The sequence below is a fragment of the Bradyrhizobium sp. CCBAU 53351 genome (assembly GCF_015291745.1).
Lineage (GTDB): Bacteria > Pseudomonadota > Alphaproteobacteria > Rhizobiales > Xanthobacteraceae > Bradyrhizobium.
In genome coordinates, this window is sequence record NZ_CP030059.1 from 3,746,676 (window position 1) to 3,764,084 (window position 17,409).

At 65.0% G+C, this 17,409-nt stretch carries 14 protein-coding genes; 6 read left to right on the forward strand and 8 right to left on the reverse strand.

Annotated elements, in window-relative coordinates:
• Positions 1–10: 10 nt before the first annotated feature.
• The 5 genes from XH83_RS17555 to XH83_RS17575 are packed head-to-tail and all read left to right on the forward strand — an operon-like array spanning position 11 to position 4,653.
• Positions 11–1,351, forward strand: coding sequence for a nitrous oxide reductase family maturation protein NosD (locus XH83_RS17555; RefSeq protein WP_194408302.1), 1,341 nt, complete (start codon positions 11–13; stop codon positions 1,349–1,351).
• Positions 1,348–2,268 (forward strand): ABC transporter ATP-binding protein, encoded by a 921-nt coding sequence (locus XH83_RS17560; RefSeq protein WP_194402086.1) that lies wholly within the window; start codon positions 1,348–1,350, stop codon positions 2,266–2,268. Before XH83_RS17555 ends, XH83_RS17560 begins: the two co-directional genes overlap by 4 nt.
• Positions 2,265–3,092, forward strand: coding sequence for an ABC transporter permease (locus tag XH83_RS17565; protein ID WP_194402087.1), 828 nt, complete (start codon positions 2,265–2,267; stop codon positions 3,090–3,092). The genes XH83_RS17560 and XH83_RS17565 overlap by 4 nt, the downstream gene beginning before the upstream one ends.
• Complete coding sequence (locus tag XH83_RS17570) at positions 3,089–3,661, forward strand: nitrous oxide reductase accessory protein NosL (RefSeq protein ID WP_194402088.1); 573 nt, start codon at positions 3,089–3,091, stop codon at positions 3,659–3,661. The genes XH83_RS17565 and XH83_RS17570 overlap by 4 nt, the downstream gene beginning before the upstream one ends.
• Positions 3,658–4,653 carry an FAD:protein FMN transferase gene (locus XH83_RS17575; RefSeq protein WP_194402089.1) on the forward strand — a complete coding sequence of 332 codons (996 nt, stop codon included), beginning with the start codon at positions 3,658–3,660 and terminating at the stop codon, positions 4,651–4,653. Before XH83_RS17570 ends, XH83_RS17575 begins: the two co-directional genes overlap by 4 nt.
• Before the next feature lie 17 nt (positions 4,654–4,670).
• Here XH83_RS17575 and XH83_RS17580 read toward each other — a convergent pair whose 3' ends face one another.
• The 5 genes from XH83_RS17580 to XH83_RS17600 form a co-directional block, all read right to left on the reverse strand.
• Positions 4,671–5,486 (reverse strand): hypothetical protein, encoded by an 816-nt coding sequence (locus tag XH83_RS17580; RefSeq protein WP_194402090.1) that lies wholly within the window; start codon positions 5,484–5,486, stop codon positions 4,671–4,673.
• Positions 5,487–5,568: 82 nt separating this feature from the next.
• Positions 5,569–6,858, reverse strand: coding sequence for a siderophore utilization protein FsrB (gene fsrB / locus XH83_RS17585; protein ID WP_194402091.1), 1,290 nt, complete (start codon positions 6,856–6,858; stop codon positions 5,569–5,571).
• Between the two features lie 54 nt (positions 6,859–6,912).
• Positions 6,913–8,907, reverse strand: coding sequence for a TonB-dependent siderophore receptor (locus tag XH83_RS17590; protein WP_194408303.1), 1,995 nt, complete (start codon positions 8,905–8,907; stop codon positions 6,913–6,915).
• 583 nt (positions 8,908–9,490) lie between these two features.
• The gene (locus XH83_RS17595) at positions 9,491–11,485 is read right to left on the reverse strand and encodes a primary-amine oxidase (protein ID WP_194408304.1); all 1,995 of its coding nucleotides are present in this window, start codon (positions 11,483–11,485) and stop codon (positions 9,491–9,493) included.
• Between the two features lie 15 nt (positions 11,486–11,500).
• Positions 11,501–12,697, reverse strand: a complete 1,197-nt coding sequence (locus XH83_RS17600; RefSeq protein WP_194402092.1) for a serine hydrolase — start codon at positions 12,695–12,697, stop codon at positions 11,501–11,503.
• Positions 12,698–12,876: 179 nt separating this feature from the next.
• Between XH83_RS17600 and XH83_RS17605 the strand changes: the two genes are divergently transcribed.
• Positions 12,877–13,860, forward strand: a complete 984-nt coding sequence (locus tag XH83_RS17605; RefSeq protein ID WP_194402093.1) for a helix-turn-helix domain-containing protein — start codon at positions 12,877–12,879, stop codon at positions 13,858–13,860.
• 6 nt (positions 13,861–13,866) lie between these two features.
• Here the strand turns inward: XH83_RS17605 and XH83_RS17610 are convergent, their stop codons facing one another.
• The 3 genes from XH83_RS17610 to XH83_RS17620 form a co-directional block, all read right to left on the reverse strand.
• Positions 13,867–14,532 carry a methionine ABC transporter permease gene (locus XH83_RS17610; protein WP_194402094.1) on the reverse strand — a complete coding sequence of 222 codons (666 nt, stop codon included), beginning with the start codon at positions 14,530–14,532 and terminating at the stop codon, positions 13,867–13,869.
• Entirely contained in the window at positions 14,522–15,673 is a 1,152-nt protein-coding gene (locus XH83_RS17615) for a methionine ABC transporter ATP-binding protein (RefSeq protein ID WP_194402095.1), read from the reverse strand. Before XH83_RS17615 ends, XH83_RS17610 begins: the two co-directional genes overlap by 11 nt.
• A 236-nt stretch (positions 15,674–15,909) precedes the next feature.
• Positions 15,910–17,382 carry a DASS family sodium-coupled anion symporter gene (locus XH83_RS17620; RefSeq protein WP_194402096.1) on the reverse strand — a complete coding sequence of 491 codons (1,473 nt, stop codon included), beginning with the start codon at positions 17,380–17,382 and terminating at the stop codon, positions 15,910–15,912.
• Between the last annotated feature and the right edge of the window lie 27 nt (positions 17,383–17,409).

Here is a 17,409-nt window from a genome sequence, read left to right on the forward strand (position 1 = left end):
GTTGTTACGCATGTTTCCGGCGGCGCTGGTCGCCGCCGGATTGTCCGGCTTCGCCAGGGCGGAGACGTTGACGGCTGCGCCTGGCCAGTCGCTGCAAGCCGTGCTGGACAGCGCGCGCGCCGACGACGTCGTCGCGCTTGCGGCCGGGGAATATCACGGCGCGATCCGCATCGACCGTCCTCTCCAGCTGGTCGGCAGCCGCGAGGCCGTGCTCGATGGCGACGGCGCCGGCAACGTCATCACTGTCAGCGCATCCGACGTCACTGTCCGCGGCTTGACCATCCGGGGATCGGGCCGCGATCTTCAGGCGATGAATTCCGGCATCTTCCTGCAGAAGACGGCCGAGCGCGCGACGATCGAGGACAACCGGCTGGTGGGAAACCTGTTCGGCGTCTATGTGCATGGCGCCAAGGGCTCCCGCGTCGTCCGCAACGAGATCGAGGGACTGCGCGGCGGACGTCTCAGCGAGGCGGGCAACGGCGTTTCGCTTTGGAATGCGCCCGACGTCACCATCGCCAACAACAATTTCCGTTACGGCCGCGACGGCATCTTCTCGATCTCCAGCAACAAGGACCGCTTCGTCGACAACCGCTTCGAGCAGCTTCGCTTCGCCGTCCACTACATGTACACCAACGACAGCGAAATCAGCGGCAACGTTTCGGTGGGCAACCATGTCGGCTACGCCATCATGTATTCGAACCGCCTCATGATCCGCGGCAATTCCTCCGATCACGATCGCGACTATGGCATGCTCTTCAACTACGCGAACCATGCCCAGATAGAGGACAACCGGGTGGTCGGCGGCCCGCTCGGCTCGACGATACAGAAGGCGGACGAGGCTCCCGACGACGAGCGAGGCATGCTGCCGCAAGCCAAACGGGAGAGCACGCTGCGGAGCGGCCCCGAGAAATGCGTGTTCATCTACAACACCAATCACAACAAATTCCGCAACAACTGGTTCGAGCGCTGCGCCATCGGCGTGCACTTCACGGCCGGCTCCGAAGGCAACGAAATCACCGGCAACGCCTTCGTCAGCAACGCCAACCAGGTGAAATATGTCGGCACACGGCATCTCGACTGGTCGACCGGCGGACGCGGCAACTATTGGAGCGATAATCCGGCGTTCGACCTCAACGGCGACGGTATCGCCGACACGGCATACCGGCCGAACGACCTCATCGATCGCGTGCTGTGGACGGCGCCCGCTGCGAAGGTCCTGATCAACAGCCCCGCGGTCCAGGTGATCCGCTGGGCGCAGGCGCAGTTTCCAGCTCTGCTGCCCGGCGGCGTGGTCGACAGCCATCCGCTGGTATCGCCGCCACGGGGCGGGGCGCGGAAGGAGACGCGATGACCAGCACGGTACGCGTCAGCGACGTCACCAAGACCTATGGCCGGGTCGAGGCCGTGCGCGGCGCCTCGTTCACGCTCGGCCAGGGCGAGCTGGTGGCCTTGATCGGCCACAACGGCGCCGGCAAGACCACGCTGATGAAGCTCATGCTGGGGCTGATCCGGCCGACCAGCGGCGCCATCGAGGTTCTCGGAGACAATCCTGCCGCCGGAGAATTCGCGGGCCGGCGCCATCTCGGCTACCTCCCGGAGAACGTCTCCTTCGACCCTGCCCTCACCGGCCGTGAGACGCAGGCCTTCTATGCCAGGCTGAAGCGGGAGCCGGTGGCCAAGGCGCTCGATCTGCTCGAAGCCGTCGGGCTGGGCGCCGCGAGTCGCCGCAGGGTCAGCACCTATTCGAAAGGCATGCGCCAGCGGCTCGGGCTCGCGCAGGCGCTGCTCGGCCAGCCGCGCGTGCTGCTGCTCGACGAGCCGACCACCGGCCTCGATCCCGAGCTGCGGCAGACCTTCTACGACATCATCGCGCGGCTCGCGGCCAGCGGCGCGACCGTGCTGCTGTCGTCGCATGCGCTGACCGAGCTCGAGGAGCGTGCGGGCCGGGTCATCATCATGAACCGCGGCATCAAGGTCGCGGACGGATCGATCGACGAGCTGCGTCGTCTCGCCAGGCTGCCCACCAAGATCCGCCTCAAGGTGGCGGGCCTCGCTCCGAGCGAGATGCCGGGCTGGGCGCCGCAAGATGCGACTTGCCGCCGCCTGAACGGCCACATCGTCGAGATCGACGCCGCGCCGGAGCGCAAGATCGAGCTGCTGCATCGCGCCACGGCCGCCGGCAATGCCGTCGAGGATGTCGATGTGGTTCCGCCGACCCTCGACGAGCTCTATGCTCATTTCCTCCGGCAATCGGAGCAGGCGCCATGAATGTCATGATCATCGCCGCCAAGGAGATCCACCAGGCCATCCGCAATCGCTGGGTGCTTGCCGCAACGCTCCTGCTCGCCGGGCTTGCTTTGTCGCTGACCTTTCTCGGCAGCGCGCCGACCGGGAATGTGGGCGTTCGCACGCTGGACGTGGTCGTCGTCAGCCTGTCGAGCCTGACGATCTTTCTCGTTCCGCTCATCGCGCTTCTGATCTCTCATGACGCCATCGTCGGCGAGATGGAACGCGGGACGATGCTGTTGCTGCTGAGCTACCCGGTCGCGCGATGGCAGGTGCTGCTCGGCAAGTTCCTGGGCCACCTCGCCGTCCTCGCTTTTGCGACGTGCCTCGGCTACGGCGCGGCGGTTGGAGCGCTGGCGGCGACGGGCAGCCAGATCGACGGCGATAGTCTGCTGGCGTTCGGGGCCATGGTGGGCTCCTCGGTGCTCCTCGGCGCCGTTTTCGTCGCGATCGGATATCTGGTCAGCGCGCTCGTGCGGGACCGCGGAACGGCAGCCGGCATCTGTATCGGATTGTGGCTGCTGCTGGTGCTGATCTACGACATGGCGCTGCTCGGCGTGCTCGCGCTCGATCAGGGACGCAGCATCTCGGCCGCCGTGCTCAACGCCATGCTGCTGGCCAACCCGACCGACGCCTATCGTCTGATCAACCTCACCGGGTTTGCCAATGTCAGCACCTTCGCCGGCATGGCCGGCCTTGCCCAGACGACGTCCCTGACGATACCGGTCCTGCTGACCGCCCTGCTCGGCTGGACCTCGGTGCCGCTGGCGCTGGCCGCGCTCGCCTTCTCTCGGAGGGAGCTATGAGGCGCCGAACGATCCTGCTCGCCTTGCTCGTGCCGCTGGCGCTCGCAGGCTGCAACGACAAGCAGGCAACGAAGGTCCCGCCGCCGCATCGGATGACCGCGGAAGACATCGGGCATTACTGTGGCATGAACGTGCTCGAGCATCCGGGACCGAAGGGCCATATCTTTGCCGCGAGCCTCATTGAGCCCGTGTGGTTCTCGTCTGTGCGGGACACCATCGCCTTCACCATGCTGCCCGACGAGCCCAAGGACATTTTGGCGATCTACGTGTCCGACATGGGCAAGACCCCCGACTGGGACAAGCCGGGCGCCGACAATTGGATCGAGGCGCGCAAGGCGCTGTTCGTGATCGAGAGCCGGGTCAGGAGCGGCATGGGCGGCGACGAGGCCGTTCCGTTCTCGGACAAGGCGGCGGCGGAGAAGTTCGCCGGTGAAAACGGCGGCAGGATCGTCGGCTTCAACGATGTGCCGCGGGACTATGTTCTGACGTCGGCGACTGTCCCCGGCACTGCGGCGGCCGACGAGGCGGCGGAAGGCCCGCCGGGCGAACGACCGAGGAGGACGCCATGACGCCAACCCTGACGCGGCGACGCTTCATCCGGATCAGCGCGGCGGCCGCTAGCCTCGGCGCGCTGTCCTCAGGTCATCCCGCTCGTGCAGAGGTCGCGCCGGTCACCTGGCGCGGCACGATGCTGGGCGCGGTTGCAACGTTGGAGATCCACGACGAGGATCGCAGCCGGGCGGAGCGGCTGATCACGTTGGCCTGCGCCGAGGCGCGGCGGCTCGAGCGACAGTTCAGTCTCTACCTCCAGGATTCCGCCCTGGTCGTCCTGAACCGGACGGGTGTCCTGATCGATCCCGCCGCCGAAATGGTCGAACTGCTCTCGACCTCGCAGCACTATTCCATGGTCACGGGCGGTCTGTTCGACGTCACGGTGCAGCCGCTGTGGGAGCTCTATGCCAGCCACTTCGCGCGCGATGACGCCGATCCGGCGGGTCCTGCGGCAACCGACATCGAGGCGGCGCTGGCGCGCATCGGTAGCCAACGGCTGTCAGTCAGCCGCGACCGGATCGTGATGCCCAAGGGCATGGCCGTCACCCTGAACGGGATCGCGCAAGGCTACGTCACCGACAAAGTGGTCGACCTGCTGCGGGCGCACGGCGTCTCTCACAGCCTGGTCGACATGGGCGAAGCCCGCGCGATCGGCGCGCGTCCGGACGGACATCCCTGGGAGGTTGGCATCGTCGATCCCGACATTGTCGGCCAGACGAAAACGGTCTTGCCAGTCGTCGATCGCGCCGTGTCCACCTCGGGCGGCTACGGCTGCCAGTTCGATTCCAGGACGCGCTTCAACCATTTGTTCGATCCCCGATCGGGCGGCTGCGCCCCGCGCTATCGCAGCGTGACGACCGTGTCCCGCAGCGCGACAGCCGCTGACGCCCTGTCGACGGCGTTCAGCCTGATGCCGACGGAGCAGATCCGATCATTGCTGCCGCGCGTCGATATCGATCGCGTGCACCTGATCGATGAGGCCGGCAAGCCGGTCGAATTGTCCGCGTAGCAGAGCAGTCAGGACGGCTATCGCGACAGCAACAGATCCAACTGGCTCTGTGCCTTTTTGACGGCAGCTGCGTACCAGCTCTGGCTTGGTGCTTCCTTGGCGAAGCATTTGGTGTAGGCGTCCATCGCCTGGTCTTCTTTGGCCATGGCGTCCTGCGGCGTTTTCCGGGCCATCATCTGCTTCCAGACTTTCTCGCAGGCCGGAATCTCGGACGTCTTCACGGCGTCGCTGTCGGCGAGGAAGAAGACCTTGTCGCCCTGGATCGCGACGACGTCGATCTCACGCGGCGGCGCTTTCAGATCGCCATTGCCGCGCACGCCCAGCACCGCGGCGGCAGCGCTCGCGGACGCCGGCTTCGTGATCGGCAGCTCCGCATATTTGGCGAAGGCCGAGTCCTGAATTGCTTGATAGTAGAAGCGATCGGACTTGAAGGCCGCGCCGATCTCTTGCGGCATGCCGTCCTCACGGTGCTCACCCAGCCAGTGCTTGAGCAGCCCCGTTGTGGTCACCACAGCCTGTCTCTTGTCGCCTTCGGAGGCGAAACCGAGACCGTCGAGATGGCCGAAGCCCGTGTCACCTTTGAACAGCGTGTCGGCGTTCGATTTGCCTTCCGCAGGCAGCCCCTTGATCGCGGCAGGTCCGATAAGGCCGCGGAGCACGCCCGCCAGCTCCTTCAGGGCGGCCTCGTGCTGCTTGTAGATCTCATCGCTCTCCTTGGCTTTGGAGAACTTTGCGATGTAGCGATCGCGCAGGTCGAGATAGCGTTGCTCGGGCGTCGCCGCATGAACGGGCGTCGCAAGGACGAGCAGGCAGAGCAAGGCAAGCGATTTCATTCGACGTCCGGGGGCTTGGGAGCGGTCCCCCATTGGTGGCGGCGCCAGGCCGGAAGGTTCATCCTCGGTCGCCGGGCGCGCCCTACTCCGCCGGCGTGAGTTGCCGATCGAGCCGCACCGCCGCGGTCTCACGAACCCGGACGCGGGCGCGGCGCTTGCGCCACCAGATCACGACGCCGGTGACCGAGAGCGCGGCGACCACGAGCCCCATGATCGAGATCAGGATGCGGCCGAACAGTCCGACGATGCGGCCCGAATGCAGCGGGAACTGGGCCTGGACGAAGATGTCGGCGGCGGTGCCGACCCAAGGCAGCCGTTCGCCGATGGGGCGGCCATCCTCGCTGTCGTAATAGAGCTGCGCCGGGCCGACGCCGCCGGCGCCGTGATCGTCGCCGGGGTGGAAGAAAGCGGCGGCATAGACGCCATGAGCCGGGCCGTAATTGACCGAGCCGACCGGGATCGTCCAGCCTCGCGCCTTGCCGTCGGCCGCCGCGCGCGCGGCGATCTCGGCGAAGGTGACCTTGGGCTCGATCGGATTGTCGAGATCGCGATACGGCCGCTGCTCATAGGGCGTCGGCGTGTAGTTCGACACCATCTTCATCATCGGAGAGAACACCTCGAAATAGAGGTTCAACGAGAACGCCGTGAAGGCGATGACGAAGAGCACGCCCCAGGTCCACAGGCTGAAGGCGCGATGGATATCGAAATTGATCCGGTAGGCGCTGCCCGAGGTCTTGATGGTCCAGGCCGGCGCCCAGCGTGCCCAGAAGCCGCGCTCGAGCTGGCGCGTGACTTCAGGTGCCCGCACCACCTTGGTCCGGCGCCGCGAAGGCAGTGTCAGATAGAAGCCGACGAAGCAGTCGATGGTCCAGATGATGGCGATTACGCCGAGCAGGCGCATGCCCCAGCGATCGCTGCCCCAGAACTCCGGGATGTGCATCGTGTAGTGCAGCTTGTAGAGGAAGGAGACGAAATTCTCCCGCGTCACCGGCCACACCGCGCCCCAATAGCGCCGGCCGAGTTCGGCGCCGGTGTTGGGATCGAGGAAGATCTGATTGTAGTCGAGCGCGTAACGCTTGCCGGTCGCGGGATCGATCCTGGGCATGACGAAGAACCACAGCGAATGGCCCTCCTCCGGCGTCATGAAGAGATAGACGACGCGCGCGCGGGGATCGCGTTGCTCGATCATCCTGGCGAGCTCGATCGAGGGGATGGCGGGCCCCTTGCTGGCGACGTCGAATAAATGGCTGTTCAGGACGTCGTCGATCTCGTGATCCCAGGAGATGATCGCGCCCGTGATGCCGGAGAAGAACAGGAATCCGGCCGTGAGCAGTCCCGCCCAGCGATGCAGCCTGCCGAATGTCGCCCTCATCGTCTTGCACTCTCATCCAGCGGGTCCGGCTCGCTTTGCCGGCCCCTCTTCGGTTCACCAGCGGTAAGTCAGCTTGCCGATTGCTTTCCGTCCCTCGGCATACATGCAGCCCGACAGGCCGTAACAGGCGGCGACATAGCGCGTATCCGCCAGATTGGTGACGTTCACCGACAGGCGCCAATTGTCCCTGGTGTAGGCAAGGAGCGCATCCAGCACGGTGGCCGATCCCACCTTGAACGTGTTGGCATCATCACCCCAGGTCGCGCCGACATAGCGAACGCCGCCGCCGAACTGCAGGCCCGCCAGCAGTCCGTTCTGAAGGGTGTAGTCGCTCCACAACGAAGCCCGGTTGAGCGGCACGGTGACGGGGGCCTTGCCGACATTGACCGGATCCTGCGTGACCATGGCATCGACATAGGCATAGGCCGCCCGCAGGTTCCAGCCATCGGCGAGCGACATCGAGCCTTCAAGCTCGATGCCACGCGACTTCACCTGTCCGATCTGTTCGTAAAAGGTCGTCGCAGGCACGTACACAGCGACGTTGTCACGCGTCAGGTCGAAGGCAGCGAGGGTGAACAGCGCGTTCCAGCCGAGCGGCTGATACTTGACGCCCACCTCGTACTGCACGCCGGTCTCGGGATTGAGCATCTGTCCGGACGGACTTGTCGCGAGCTGTGGCAGGAACGACTCGGAATAGCTGAAGTAGGGAGCGATGCCGTTGTCGAAATTGTACATCACGCCGGCGCGGCCAGTGAAGGCCGAGGCATCCTTCGTGACTGATGTATCGGCAGGAGGCAGATTGGTGTCCAGCTGCGTCGTCACGAAATCCTGACGGCCCGCGAGCTGGAACGACAGCCGGCCGAGCTTGATCTGGTCCTGCGCATAGAGGCCGAGCTGCGACTGCTTCACGCCCTTGTTGTCGTAGAGGCCGCCCATGGCCCAGTCGTTGCTGTAGACCGGATTGAAGACGTTGATCTCCGGCGATGACGTCGTGACGGCAAAAGCGGTGTCGCGGAACGTGGTGTTGCGATAGTCGAGCCCGACCAGCGTGGTGTGGCTGAGAATGCCGGTGTTGAACTTGCCCTGGAGCTGGTTGTCCACCGCAAGGGAATTGATATACGAGTTGCTGTAGCTGCCGAAACGCCCAAGCTGCCCCGCCGCCTCGTCGGTGTATCCGGTACCGTAGAAGGTCTTTTCCTCGTTGTGCTGGTAGGCGTAGCGCAGGTTCTGCCGGAACGTGATGTTGTCGGTGAAATTGTGCGACAGCTGATAGCCGGCGGTTGCGATCTCGGTGTTGAACGCGTTGAATCCCGGCACGCCCGCGAAGAACGAGACCGGAATGGTGCGGCCGTTGTTCGGCCACACCGTGCCCGAGGCCGGCAGGAATTGCAGGCCCCACCCTGCCCGGTCGCGCTGGTAGTTGGCGAGCAGGGTGATGGTGGTGTCCTCGTTCGGCTTGAAGGTGACGGCCGGTGCGATGAAGACGCGATTGTCCTTGGTGAAGTCGACCTGGGTTTCGCCGTCGCGAACGACACCAGTCAGGCGCCACAGCACCGTGCCTTCCTTGTTGGCGGGGCCGCCCATGTCGAACTGGCCCTGGTAGCGGTTGAAGCTGCCGCCGGAGATCGAGACCTCGCCGAACTGCTGCGCGGTCGGCAGCTTGGTCACGTAGTTGAGTATGCCGCCGGTGCCGCTGCCGCCATACATCGCCGAGGACGGTCCCTTCAGCACTTCCAGACGCTCGGCGCCGTAGGGATCGAGGCCGTTGAAATGCACGTAATTGCTCGAAGGGATTCGCAGGCCATCGATGTAGAGGCCCGACATGGTCGTGTCGAAGCCGCGGATCTGGAGCGCGCCGAAGCGGGTATCGGAACCGCCATTGACGTCGCCGCTGACGCCGGCGGTGTACCGCAGCGCCTCGCCGATCGAGACCGCGCCCTGGTTGCGGACCTGATCGGTGGTGACGACGGACACCGACTGCGGGGTTTCGATCAGCGGCGTATCCGTCTTGCTGGCGGTGCCGCTGTGCGTGGCGACGAAGCCGCGCACAGGACCGTTGGCGCGTTCGCCCGTCGCGCCGTTCGATGATGCCGACTGCGTTGGCGCGGCCTGCTGCGCGGGAGAGCGGCGATTGGGGCGCGACGTCCGCGTCGCCGCCCTCTTCGACGACGCGATCGCCGCAGGACGGGCGCGCTGGGCCGGCGCATCGACAGTGACGGCGGGAATCTGCGTCTGCGCTTCCACGGAACTGACGGGAAAAATGAGGGAGAACGTACTGACCGCTCCAAGCAAGAGCATCTGAATCTGTCGACGACGCGTATCCTCACGCGAAGAAAATTGGAAGTCGGTCACGTCTTTCGAAGCCCCACACACTGCCGGCTTTGCCGGTATCGTTCTTGATGTCCCGCCCTAACTCAGGCGGTTTGCGAGTGCGATAGGAACAGCGTTAGAATCTCTCCAGAGCGTTGCGCAGGATGTGCGACGAATGCGCTCACGCGCGCTACGGCGTCGCTTGTCTAGAATTGGAATATTTCCAGACTTGCGATTGCCATCTGTACGAGACGGGCCGCACGCGATGGCTGCATCGCGGTCAGCGTTGCGGCCGAAGCCAATGGCGCGCGAGTTACTGATGTTACCCCGGGTCCGCGTGGCAACAGTTTGCGGCGGCGCCCTTTGCGCCCGCCAGCACGCTGCGGCTATTGCGGTCCGGCGGGATGTCGCCCGCCGCATTCGCCGCGAAAAATCCGGTCGGCTTCAGCATGAAGCCGGCATATTCGACCGGCATGATCGGAAAATCCTCGGGCTTGCAGACATGAGTGTGGCCGAACGAATGCCACACCACGATGTCGGCGTTCTCGATGTTGCGGTTCTGCGCCGCATAGCGCGGCAGGCCGTCGCCGCCGGCATGGACGTTGGGATAGTCGCCGCTGGCGTATTTCTCGTCCCTGTCGAACGCGGTGACCCAGACATGCTTGGTGGCAAAGCCGCCGCGCCGGCGCACGTAGCTGCCCTCCTGCGCCAGCATCAGCGGGCTCGGATTAACCACGAGCTTGTAGGCGGGAGCATTGCCGACCGAGTTGGTCTCGTTGGGATTGCTGATCTTCCAGAACCGGCCGGTCTCGCCGTTGGCGATGGCCGCGGCGTCGCGCTCGCGCGAGAGCACGCGCGTCGTGACGTCGAAGACATTGCCGTGTGGATTGTCGTGGCCCCAGGGCCGCGGCACGAATTCGTGCTCCGTCACCGTGTTGCCGCCGCCATCAAGATCCATGTGCAAGCGAACGTTGAAGAAGTGTTGGTGCGTCGGCCCGCCGAGATTGTCGTCGACCATGCCGCCCCATTTGTACGTCTCGCCCGACGGCACGGCGGCGGTCTGGATGATGCCGGTGAGCTTGGTCTCCAACTGGATGGTGCCGTCCTGGTAGAGGTACCAATAGAAGCCGTAGTCGTAATTGCCGACGGTCGCGAAGAACGAGATCACGAGCCGTCGGGATCTGCGGACCTCGAACAGGCCATTGCGGAATTCGTAGTGCTTCCAGGCAATTCCATAATCTTCTTCGTGCATGCAGATCGCGTTCCGCATGACGAAGGGCTCGCCCTTGCTGTCGGCAGCCGGCACGTCGAAATAGTGGATGTTACCGAGGCAATCGCAGCCCAGCTCGAGCGCATTGGCGAGCATACCGAGGCCGTATTCGCCGGCATCGAACGCCGACTTCCAGAAATGATTGGCAGTCGGATCGGCGTAGGGCACCACCATCTCGGTGACGCTGGCGCGATGAATCAAGGAGCGTTTGCGCTCGCCGTCCTGGTAAGCGAGCTGATGCAGCACCAGCCCTTCACGCGGAGTGAAACCGACGCGGAAGCTCCATTTCTGCCATTCGACGTTCCAGCCCTCGACCTCAAAGCTCGCGCCTTCCGGCTGTTCGATGTTGAGCGGCTTGATGCCGGTGCGCGGTTTTTCGAGGTCATGCGCGCCGTAATTTCGCTTCTTGCGCGGGATCGGCACGATCGGATCTTCGTCGGTGAGATCAATGACCTTAGCGCCGATCAGGTCGACCACGGCGACCACCCCTTCGATCGGATGCGCATAGCCGTTGTCCTGGAGATGCTCGCGGAAATAGCTGACGGCGCGCACGATGCGGGCGCCGCGCTCGAACTCCTTATCGAAGAAACCCGACGAGAATGGATCGACCTGGACGAGCTCGATATCCTTGTCGGAGAGTCCGCGGCGGACCATCGCTGCGCGCCAGGCGGGATCGGCCTTCACCACGGCCTCGCATTTGAAGAACTCTTCCAGCATCACCGGCGGCTGTCCGTACGGCGCTGCTCGGTTGGGAACGATATTGCGGCCGACGATCGCGCTGCGGCCGAGATCGACGATGTGCTCGATCGCCTCGCCCGTGGTGATGTCCAGGGTCAGCACGAAGGCGCAGCGTCCAGCTCCGCCGGTAGCCAGCTCCTGCTTGGTCGGCTCTTCCAGCCGCACCATCGGGAAGCGGCAGTTCTCCGGCGAAACTGCGGCGGCGCGCGCGAGCGTGCAGGCCGCGGTGATCTCTTCGGCCGTCAGCGGATCCAGCGGATGTGGCGCGACAGCTTGGGCTGACGGTTTGGACGTGACGGTGCCGAGCATGAGGACGTCCATGATTCAGCGCGGGGTGAGATGCGCAGTGATGGCGTTGAAGGCGGCAAACCAGCGCTGGTCGACCGGAACGTCCATCGCTTTCGGCTGCGTGGCGAGCTTGACGATGACGGTGTCCGAGTCCAAGTCGACATAGAGCAACTGGCCATGAATGCCGATCGCAGTCATCGCGTTGCGGGTCGGATCGATCGTGAACCATTTGCTACGGTAGCGCGCGCCCGGGAAGAATTCGGCGAGGTCGCCGTCGGCCCAGGCCTTGGGATCACCGTTCTCTCTGATATCGTCGATCCACCAGCCCGGCACCACCTGCCGTCCCTCGACCACGCCGCGGCAGCGGATCATCTCGCCGAAGCGGATGAGATCGCGGGCCGTGACCGACAGGCCGCCGGCGATGCGGCCCATGCCGTGGCTGTCGAGCGTCAGCGAGCCGTCCTCCTCCGCGCCCAGGGGCTGCCAGAGATATTCGGAGAGGATGGACTGGTAAGGCATGCCGCAGGCGCGTTCATAGACCCAGCCGAGCACTTCGGTATTGGGCGAGACATAGTGGAACACCTTGCCGTGCGGCTTGCCGGTGCCGCGCAAGGTCGTGAGATAGGCGCGCTGATGACCTGGCTCGACGCCCGGCGGCGGCACGTCCCAGCCGGAGGAGAATCGGTAGCGCGCGACGTCGCCGGCGGGATCCTCGTAATCCTCGTCGAACTTGATGGCGACGGCCATGTCGAGCAGGTTGCGGACAGTGCAGCCCGCATAGACCGAGGTCTCCAGCTCCGGCACATAGCGCACCACCCTCGCCTCCGGATCGAGCAATCCGCGCGCGGCCAAAATGCCGCCGAGGGTGCCGGCGACCGCCTTGCTGATCGAGCAGATCAGATGCGGCGTGGTCACGCTCATGCCATCGCCATACCATTCGTAAACCAGCGTGCCCCGGTGCATCACGAGCAGCGTGTCGGCGAACGTTTCGCGTAACGTCGCCGCGATCGTGGTCGGCGTGCCGTCGGGCGAGGTGAAGCCGATCATGCTCAGCTCGCGCGGCGCGCTGGTGATCGGGCTCGGGTGAGCCGAGCGGCGAACCTCGGCCGTCGGCAACACTTCGCGGGTGTGGGTGAAACCCCAGCGGATCGCGGGGAAGCTGCGCCAGTTGGCGCGCGTCACCTGGGCCTCTGGCGCTGGCGGGCTGCCACGCATGATCTCGGTCGGCCGCATGTCGATCCTCCGCGAAGCGTCGCCCCGCGATGGTGTTGGGACGGCGAGCGAGAAGACTGCACCGGGGCGGTATCGGACGTTATCGAGATCCGGCAATATTTTGCTGGACACGGGCGATGGTCATGCCAGTCTTGGCCTAGTCCTTGCCGGACTTTGCCGCCAAATTTCGAAATTCTGTCATGGCCTTGCGCGCAACTCTTCCGATTCAAGACTCGGCTGTCAGCCTGTTCCAGGCCAGCAGCACGGACGTCGATGAGCATTGCGCCAGCCTCGGCCGCTGGCGGTTGAGCTACGACCAGATCAGTGCCGGCGCGTTTCGCGGCAGCTTCACTCAGCTCTCCCTGCCCCATGTCGAAGTATTCCGCGAAATCACCAGCCAGCAGGTCCGGCAGTACGGTCAGCTGGGCGCTGACAGCTTTGGTATCGGCCTGCCCTGGCACGGCGACGGCGAGGTCAATTGCAATGGCGCCAGCGTTGCAGGCGCCCAGGTCATCGCCTGCGTCGACGCCGAAGTCGATATGTGCACGCCGAAGGCGTTCGAGCTGCGTGGCATCGTTGCCAGCGCGGCGCTGATCTCGGAGCTTGCCGCCCGGCTTGAGATCGAGCTGCCGCGCACTGTCTGGCACCAATTGCAGATGGTCGAAATGGCGGAAGCCCCGGTCGTGCGGCTGCGCTCGCACCTCGCCGCCATTCAAGAGACGATCGCGACCGCTCCGGAAAGGTTCAGCGATCCGGCGGCCAGGCAGGCGCTTGAAGACGCCCTTCTCGTCGAGATCATGGACATGCTGCCAACGGCGCGAACCAGCGATCCCGGACGCAGCGCGACCGCGCGGCGGCGAACCGTCGATCGCGCCCGCGAGCTGATGCACGGCAGCGGTGCTCGTTCACTTTCGCTGCTGGAGGTCTGCAAGGCCGTCGGCGCCAGCCCGCGCAAGCTCGGTTATTCCTTCCAAGAGGTGCTGGGCACGAGTCCGATGCATTACTGGCGCGCGATGCGGCTGAACCGCGTGCGGCGCGAGCTGAAGCGCGCCGCCGGCGCTGGGAGATCCATCTACGACGTCGCCGTGCAGCACGGATTCTGGCACTTCAGCCAGTTCTCGCTCGACTATCACTTCTCCGAGCTGCCCTCGGAGACGTTGCGGCGGACAAGACGAGCCGTGTGATCCGGCTCAGTGATGCCGCAGCCGGCGGTTGACCCGGCGCGCGAGATAGTCGCCCGCGCTCTGCACGAGCTGCACCAATGCGATCAGCACGACGACGACGGCGAGCATCATCTCGGGCATGAAGCGCTGATAGCCGTAGCGGATGCCGAGATCCCCCAAGCCCCCGCCGCCGACCGCGCCGACCATGGCGGAATAGCCGAGCAGGCTGACCACTGCGAGCGTCAGCGCCAACAGAAGTCCCGGCAGCGCCTCGGGGATCAGCACCTTGAACACGATCTGCATCGGCGAGGCGCCGAACGAGGACGCGGTCTCGATCAGGCCGCCATCGACTTCGCGGATCGCAGCTTCCACGAGGCGCGCGATGAACGGCGCCGACGCGATGGTCAGCGGCACGATCGCCGCGGTCGATCCGATCGAGGTTCCGGCAACGAGGCGCGTGAACGGGATGATGGCGACGACCAGGATGATGAAGGGCGTCGACCGCGTCGCGTTGACGATGATGCCGAGCACGCGATTGACGATCGGAGCCGCGAACAGCTCCCCTTTCCGGCTGGTCGCGAGGAAGACGCCGAGCGGCAGGCCGAAGACGGTGCCGAGCAGCGCGGCGATGCCGACCATGTACAGGCTCTCGAAGGTCGCCTGGATGATCAGGTTGATGAGCTCAGGCGACATAGCCGAGATGCTCCGCCGGGAATTGATGTTGAGAGAGCCAGGCAAGAACTCGCGCCGGCACGTCGTCGCGGCCAGGACTACCGAGGGGTATGCCGAGAACGAGCGAGCCGACATGCTGGCCGCCGATCTCGTCGATGCGCGCCGACAGCAGCGACATGTCGAGGCCGAGCTCGCGGGCGAGCCGCGCCACCAGCGTGTCGCTGGCCCCTGCCCCGCGCACCTGGACGCGGATCACGGCCTGCCCGCCGGCAGGCGGCTCCGCCACGATCCGGCTCGCCAGCGAGACCGGCAGGCTGTCGCCGACCACCTCGGCCAGGAAGGACTGCGTGATCGGATGTTTCGGATGGGTGAAGATGTCGGCGACGTGGCCGCTCTCGACGACATGGCCGGCGTCGAGCACCACGACGTCCCTGGCGAGCTGGCGCACCACGGACATTTCGTGGGTGATCAGCACGATGGTCACTCCGAGCTCGCGGTTGATGTTCGCGAGCAGGTCGAGGATCGCACGCGTGGTCTGCGGATCGAGCGCGGAGGTCGCCTCGTCCGACAAGAGCACGCTCGGCCGCGTCGCCAGCGCGCGGGCGATGCCGATGCGCTGCTTCTGGCCGCCGGAGAGTTCGGAAGGATAGCGGTCATGCTTGTCTGCGATGCCGACCAGCGCGAGCAGCTCGGTCACGCGCGCCTTGATGTCGGCCTTGGCCCAACCGGCGATCTCCAGCGGCAGCGCGATGTTGTCGGCGGCGGTGCGCGACGACAGCAGGTTGAAATGCTGGAAGATCATGCCGATCGAGCGCTGCGCCAGCCGCAGCTCGCGGCCCGTCAGCGCCGAGATATCGCGGCCATCCACGATCACGCGGCCCGCGGTCGGCTTCTCCAGCCCGTTGATGAGCCGCACCAGGCTCGACTTGCCGGCGCCGGAGCGGCCGATCACGCCGGTAATGGAACCGCGTGGAATGGCGAAATCGATGTTTTGTAGTGCGTTGACGCCAGACTTGCCGCGATAGGCCGGATAGGTCTTCGAGATGCCGGCGAAACGGACCATCGCGTCCGGCTCAGGCGCGGGATGCGATATCGCTTGAGCTGGCGCAATCGGCTGTCCGACGGCGAGCGATTGGTGAGCGTTCATGGAGACGGCCTTCATGCACAATAGTTCTTTCGCTCGCCGGAAAAGGCAAACGAAAGCCGGGTCGCATCAGCGACGAGGGGGTGGAGCAGCCGCAAACGCCTCAAAGGGGCACGCGCTGCACCGCAGCACGTACCATCGCCTTTTCCAGTCTTTCTTGCAATGTCAGATATTTGCGAGGGATGGACGAAGATTCCCCAAACCTTCCCCGGAGAAGAATATTCCTCCGCCCCGGGGGCCGACTCCAGCCCGGCTCACCCCATCCGCAGCCACGGCAACACGATCAGCAAGAGCCCGGCGAAATAGAGCAGCCCGAAGATCAGGCCAAAGCCCCAGAACTGGCCCTTCCCGATATAGCCGCTGCCGAAATACATCGGCGCAGGTCCGGTCGCATAAGGCGAGATAACGCCCATAAGGCCGAGCGAGTACATGCAGAGCATCGCAAGTGTAGTGACTGGCAGGTCGGGAATGCCCGATCCGACCGCGAGCACCACGGGCAGCACGGCGGCGGCATGCGAGGTGATGCTCGAGAAGAAATAGTGGATCCAGAAGAACAGCGCGACCAGCAGCAGCATCGCGGTCGACGGCGATAGTCCGGCGAGCGGTTTTGCGTATTCGGTCGCGAACCATTTGATGAAGCCGATCTCGTTGAGGCCGGAGGCCAGCGTCAGCAGCGAGGTGAAATAGAAGAACACCTCCCAGGCGCTCTTCTCGCTGACGATGTCGGCAAATTCGATCACGCCGGTCACCAGCATCAGGGAGATCACGATGAACACGACAGTGGTGGCGTTGACGAAGTTCGAGCCGAGCACGGGCACGTGGATGTCCGGGCTCGATCCCGCGATCCACAGGAACATCGCGAGCACGATCAGGCCAAGCATGATCCACTCGTTGCGCGACATCGGGCCCATCGTCTGGAGCTCTTTCGCCGCCCATTCGGAAATCTCCGGGCTGCGCTTCACCTCGGGCCGGCAAACGAGATAGCTGAGCAGCGGCACGAGCACCATCAGGAGGATGCCGAGCGGCGCGAAGCCGAGGAACCACTGGCCCCAGCTGACCTCGACCCCGACCGTCTTCTTGGCAATCGCCAGCGCCGCCGCGTTCGGCGCGAGCGCCGTGAAGAACAGCGAGCTCGTGACTGCGGTCGCGGCAAAGGCCGTCCACATCACATAGGTGCCGATCCTGCCGGCGGTCGGCCCCGGTTCGGAGCCATAGATGCGCGGGATGTTGCTGATGATGGGATAGACGATGCCGCCGCTGCGCGCGGTGTTCGACGGCGTTGCCGGCGCCAGCAGGAAATCCGACATCGCCACGGCATAACCGAGGCCGAGCGTGTTGCGGCCGAGCTTTTGCACCAGCACCAATGCGATGCGTCGGCCGAGCTGGCTCTTGCGATAGCCGATCGAGAACACGAAGGCGCCGACGATCAACCAGACCGTGCTCTCGGCAAAGCCTGCCAGCATCCAGCGCAGCGATTTGCCGGGATCGGGATCGATATAGCCGGCGACGCCCGCGACCGTCAGGCCGATGAAGCCGACTGCGCCGACCGGCATCGATTCCAGGATGAGCCCGGTGATGACGGCCGCGAACACCGCGAAATAGTGCCACTGATTGACGTTGAGCCCGGTAGGCGCCGGCCACAGATAGATCACCAGCCACACCGCGAGCGGTGCGACCAGTTTCCAGCGAAATCCTGTTGCCTCAGGCGCCTGCGAATTGGCGGTCATGGGCCCTCCCCTCGATTGTCGTCACCC

Excerpts from the sequence above, each read along its gene's own strand:
- XH83_RS17615 (WP_194402095.1), bottom strand. The coding sequence starts at position 15,673 with ATGAAGGCCGTCTCCATGAACGCTCACCAATCGCTCGCCGTCGGACAG.
- XH83_RS17555 (WP_194408302.1), top strand. The coding sequence starts at position 11 with ATGTTTCCGGCGGCGCTGGTCGCCGCCGGATTGTCCGGCTTCGCCAGG.
- XH83_RS17575 (WP_194402089.1), top strand. The coding sequence starts at position 3,658 with ATGACGCCAACCCTGACGCGGCGACGCTTCATCCGGATCAGCGCGGCG.
- XH83_RS17595 (WP_194408304.1), bottom strand. The coding sequence starts at position 11,485 with ATGCTCGGCACCGTCACGTCCAAACCGTCAGCCCAAGCTGTCGCGCCA.
- XH83_RS17605 (WP_194402093.1), top strand. The coding sequence starts at position 12,877 with ATGGCCTTGCGCGCAACTCTTCCGATTCAAGACTCGGCTGTCAGCCTG.
- XH83_RS17620 (WP_194402096.1), bottom strand. The coding sequence starts at position 17,382 with ATGACCGCCAATTCGCAGGCGCCTGAGGCAACAGGATTTCGCTGGAAA.
- fsrB (WP_194402091.1), bottom strand. The coding sequence starts at position 6,858 with ATGAGGGCGACATTCGGCAGGCTGCATCGCTGGGCGGGACTGCTCACG.
- XH83_RS17600 (WP_194402092.1), bottom strand. The coding sequence starts at position 12,697 with ATGCGGCCGACCGAGATCATGCGTGGCAGCCCGCCAGCGCCAGAGGCC.
- XH83_RS17580 (WP_194402090.1), bottom strand. The coding sequence starts at position 5,486 with ATGAAATCGCTTGCCTTGCTCTGCCTGCTCGTCCTTGCGACGCCCGTT.
- XH83_RS17610 (WP_194402094.1), bottom strand. The coding sequence starts at position 14,532 with ATGTCGCCTGAGCTCATCAACCTGATCATCCAGGCGACCTTCGAGAGC.
- XH83_RS17560 (WP_194402086.1), top strand. The coding sequence starts at position 1,348 with ATGACCAGCACGGTACGCGTCAGCGACGTCACCAAGACCTATGGCCGG.
- XH83_RS17565 (WP_194402087.1), top strand. The coding sequence starts at position 2,265 with ATGAATGTCATGATCATCGCCGCCAAGGAGATCCACCAGGCCATCCGC.
- XH83_RS17570 (WP_194402088.1), top strand. The coding sequence starts at position 3,089 with ATGAGGCGCCGAACGATCCTGCTCGCCTTGCTCGTGCCGCTGGCGCTC.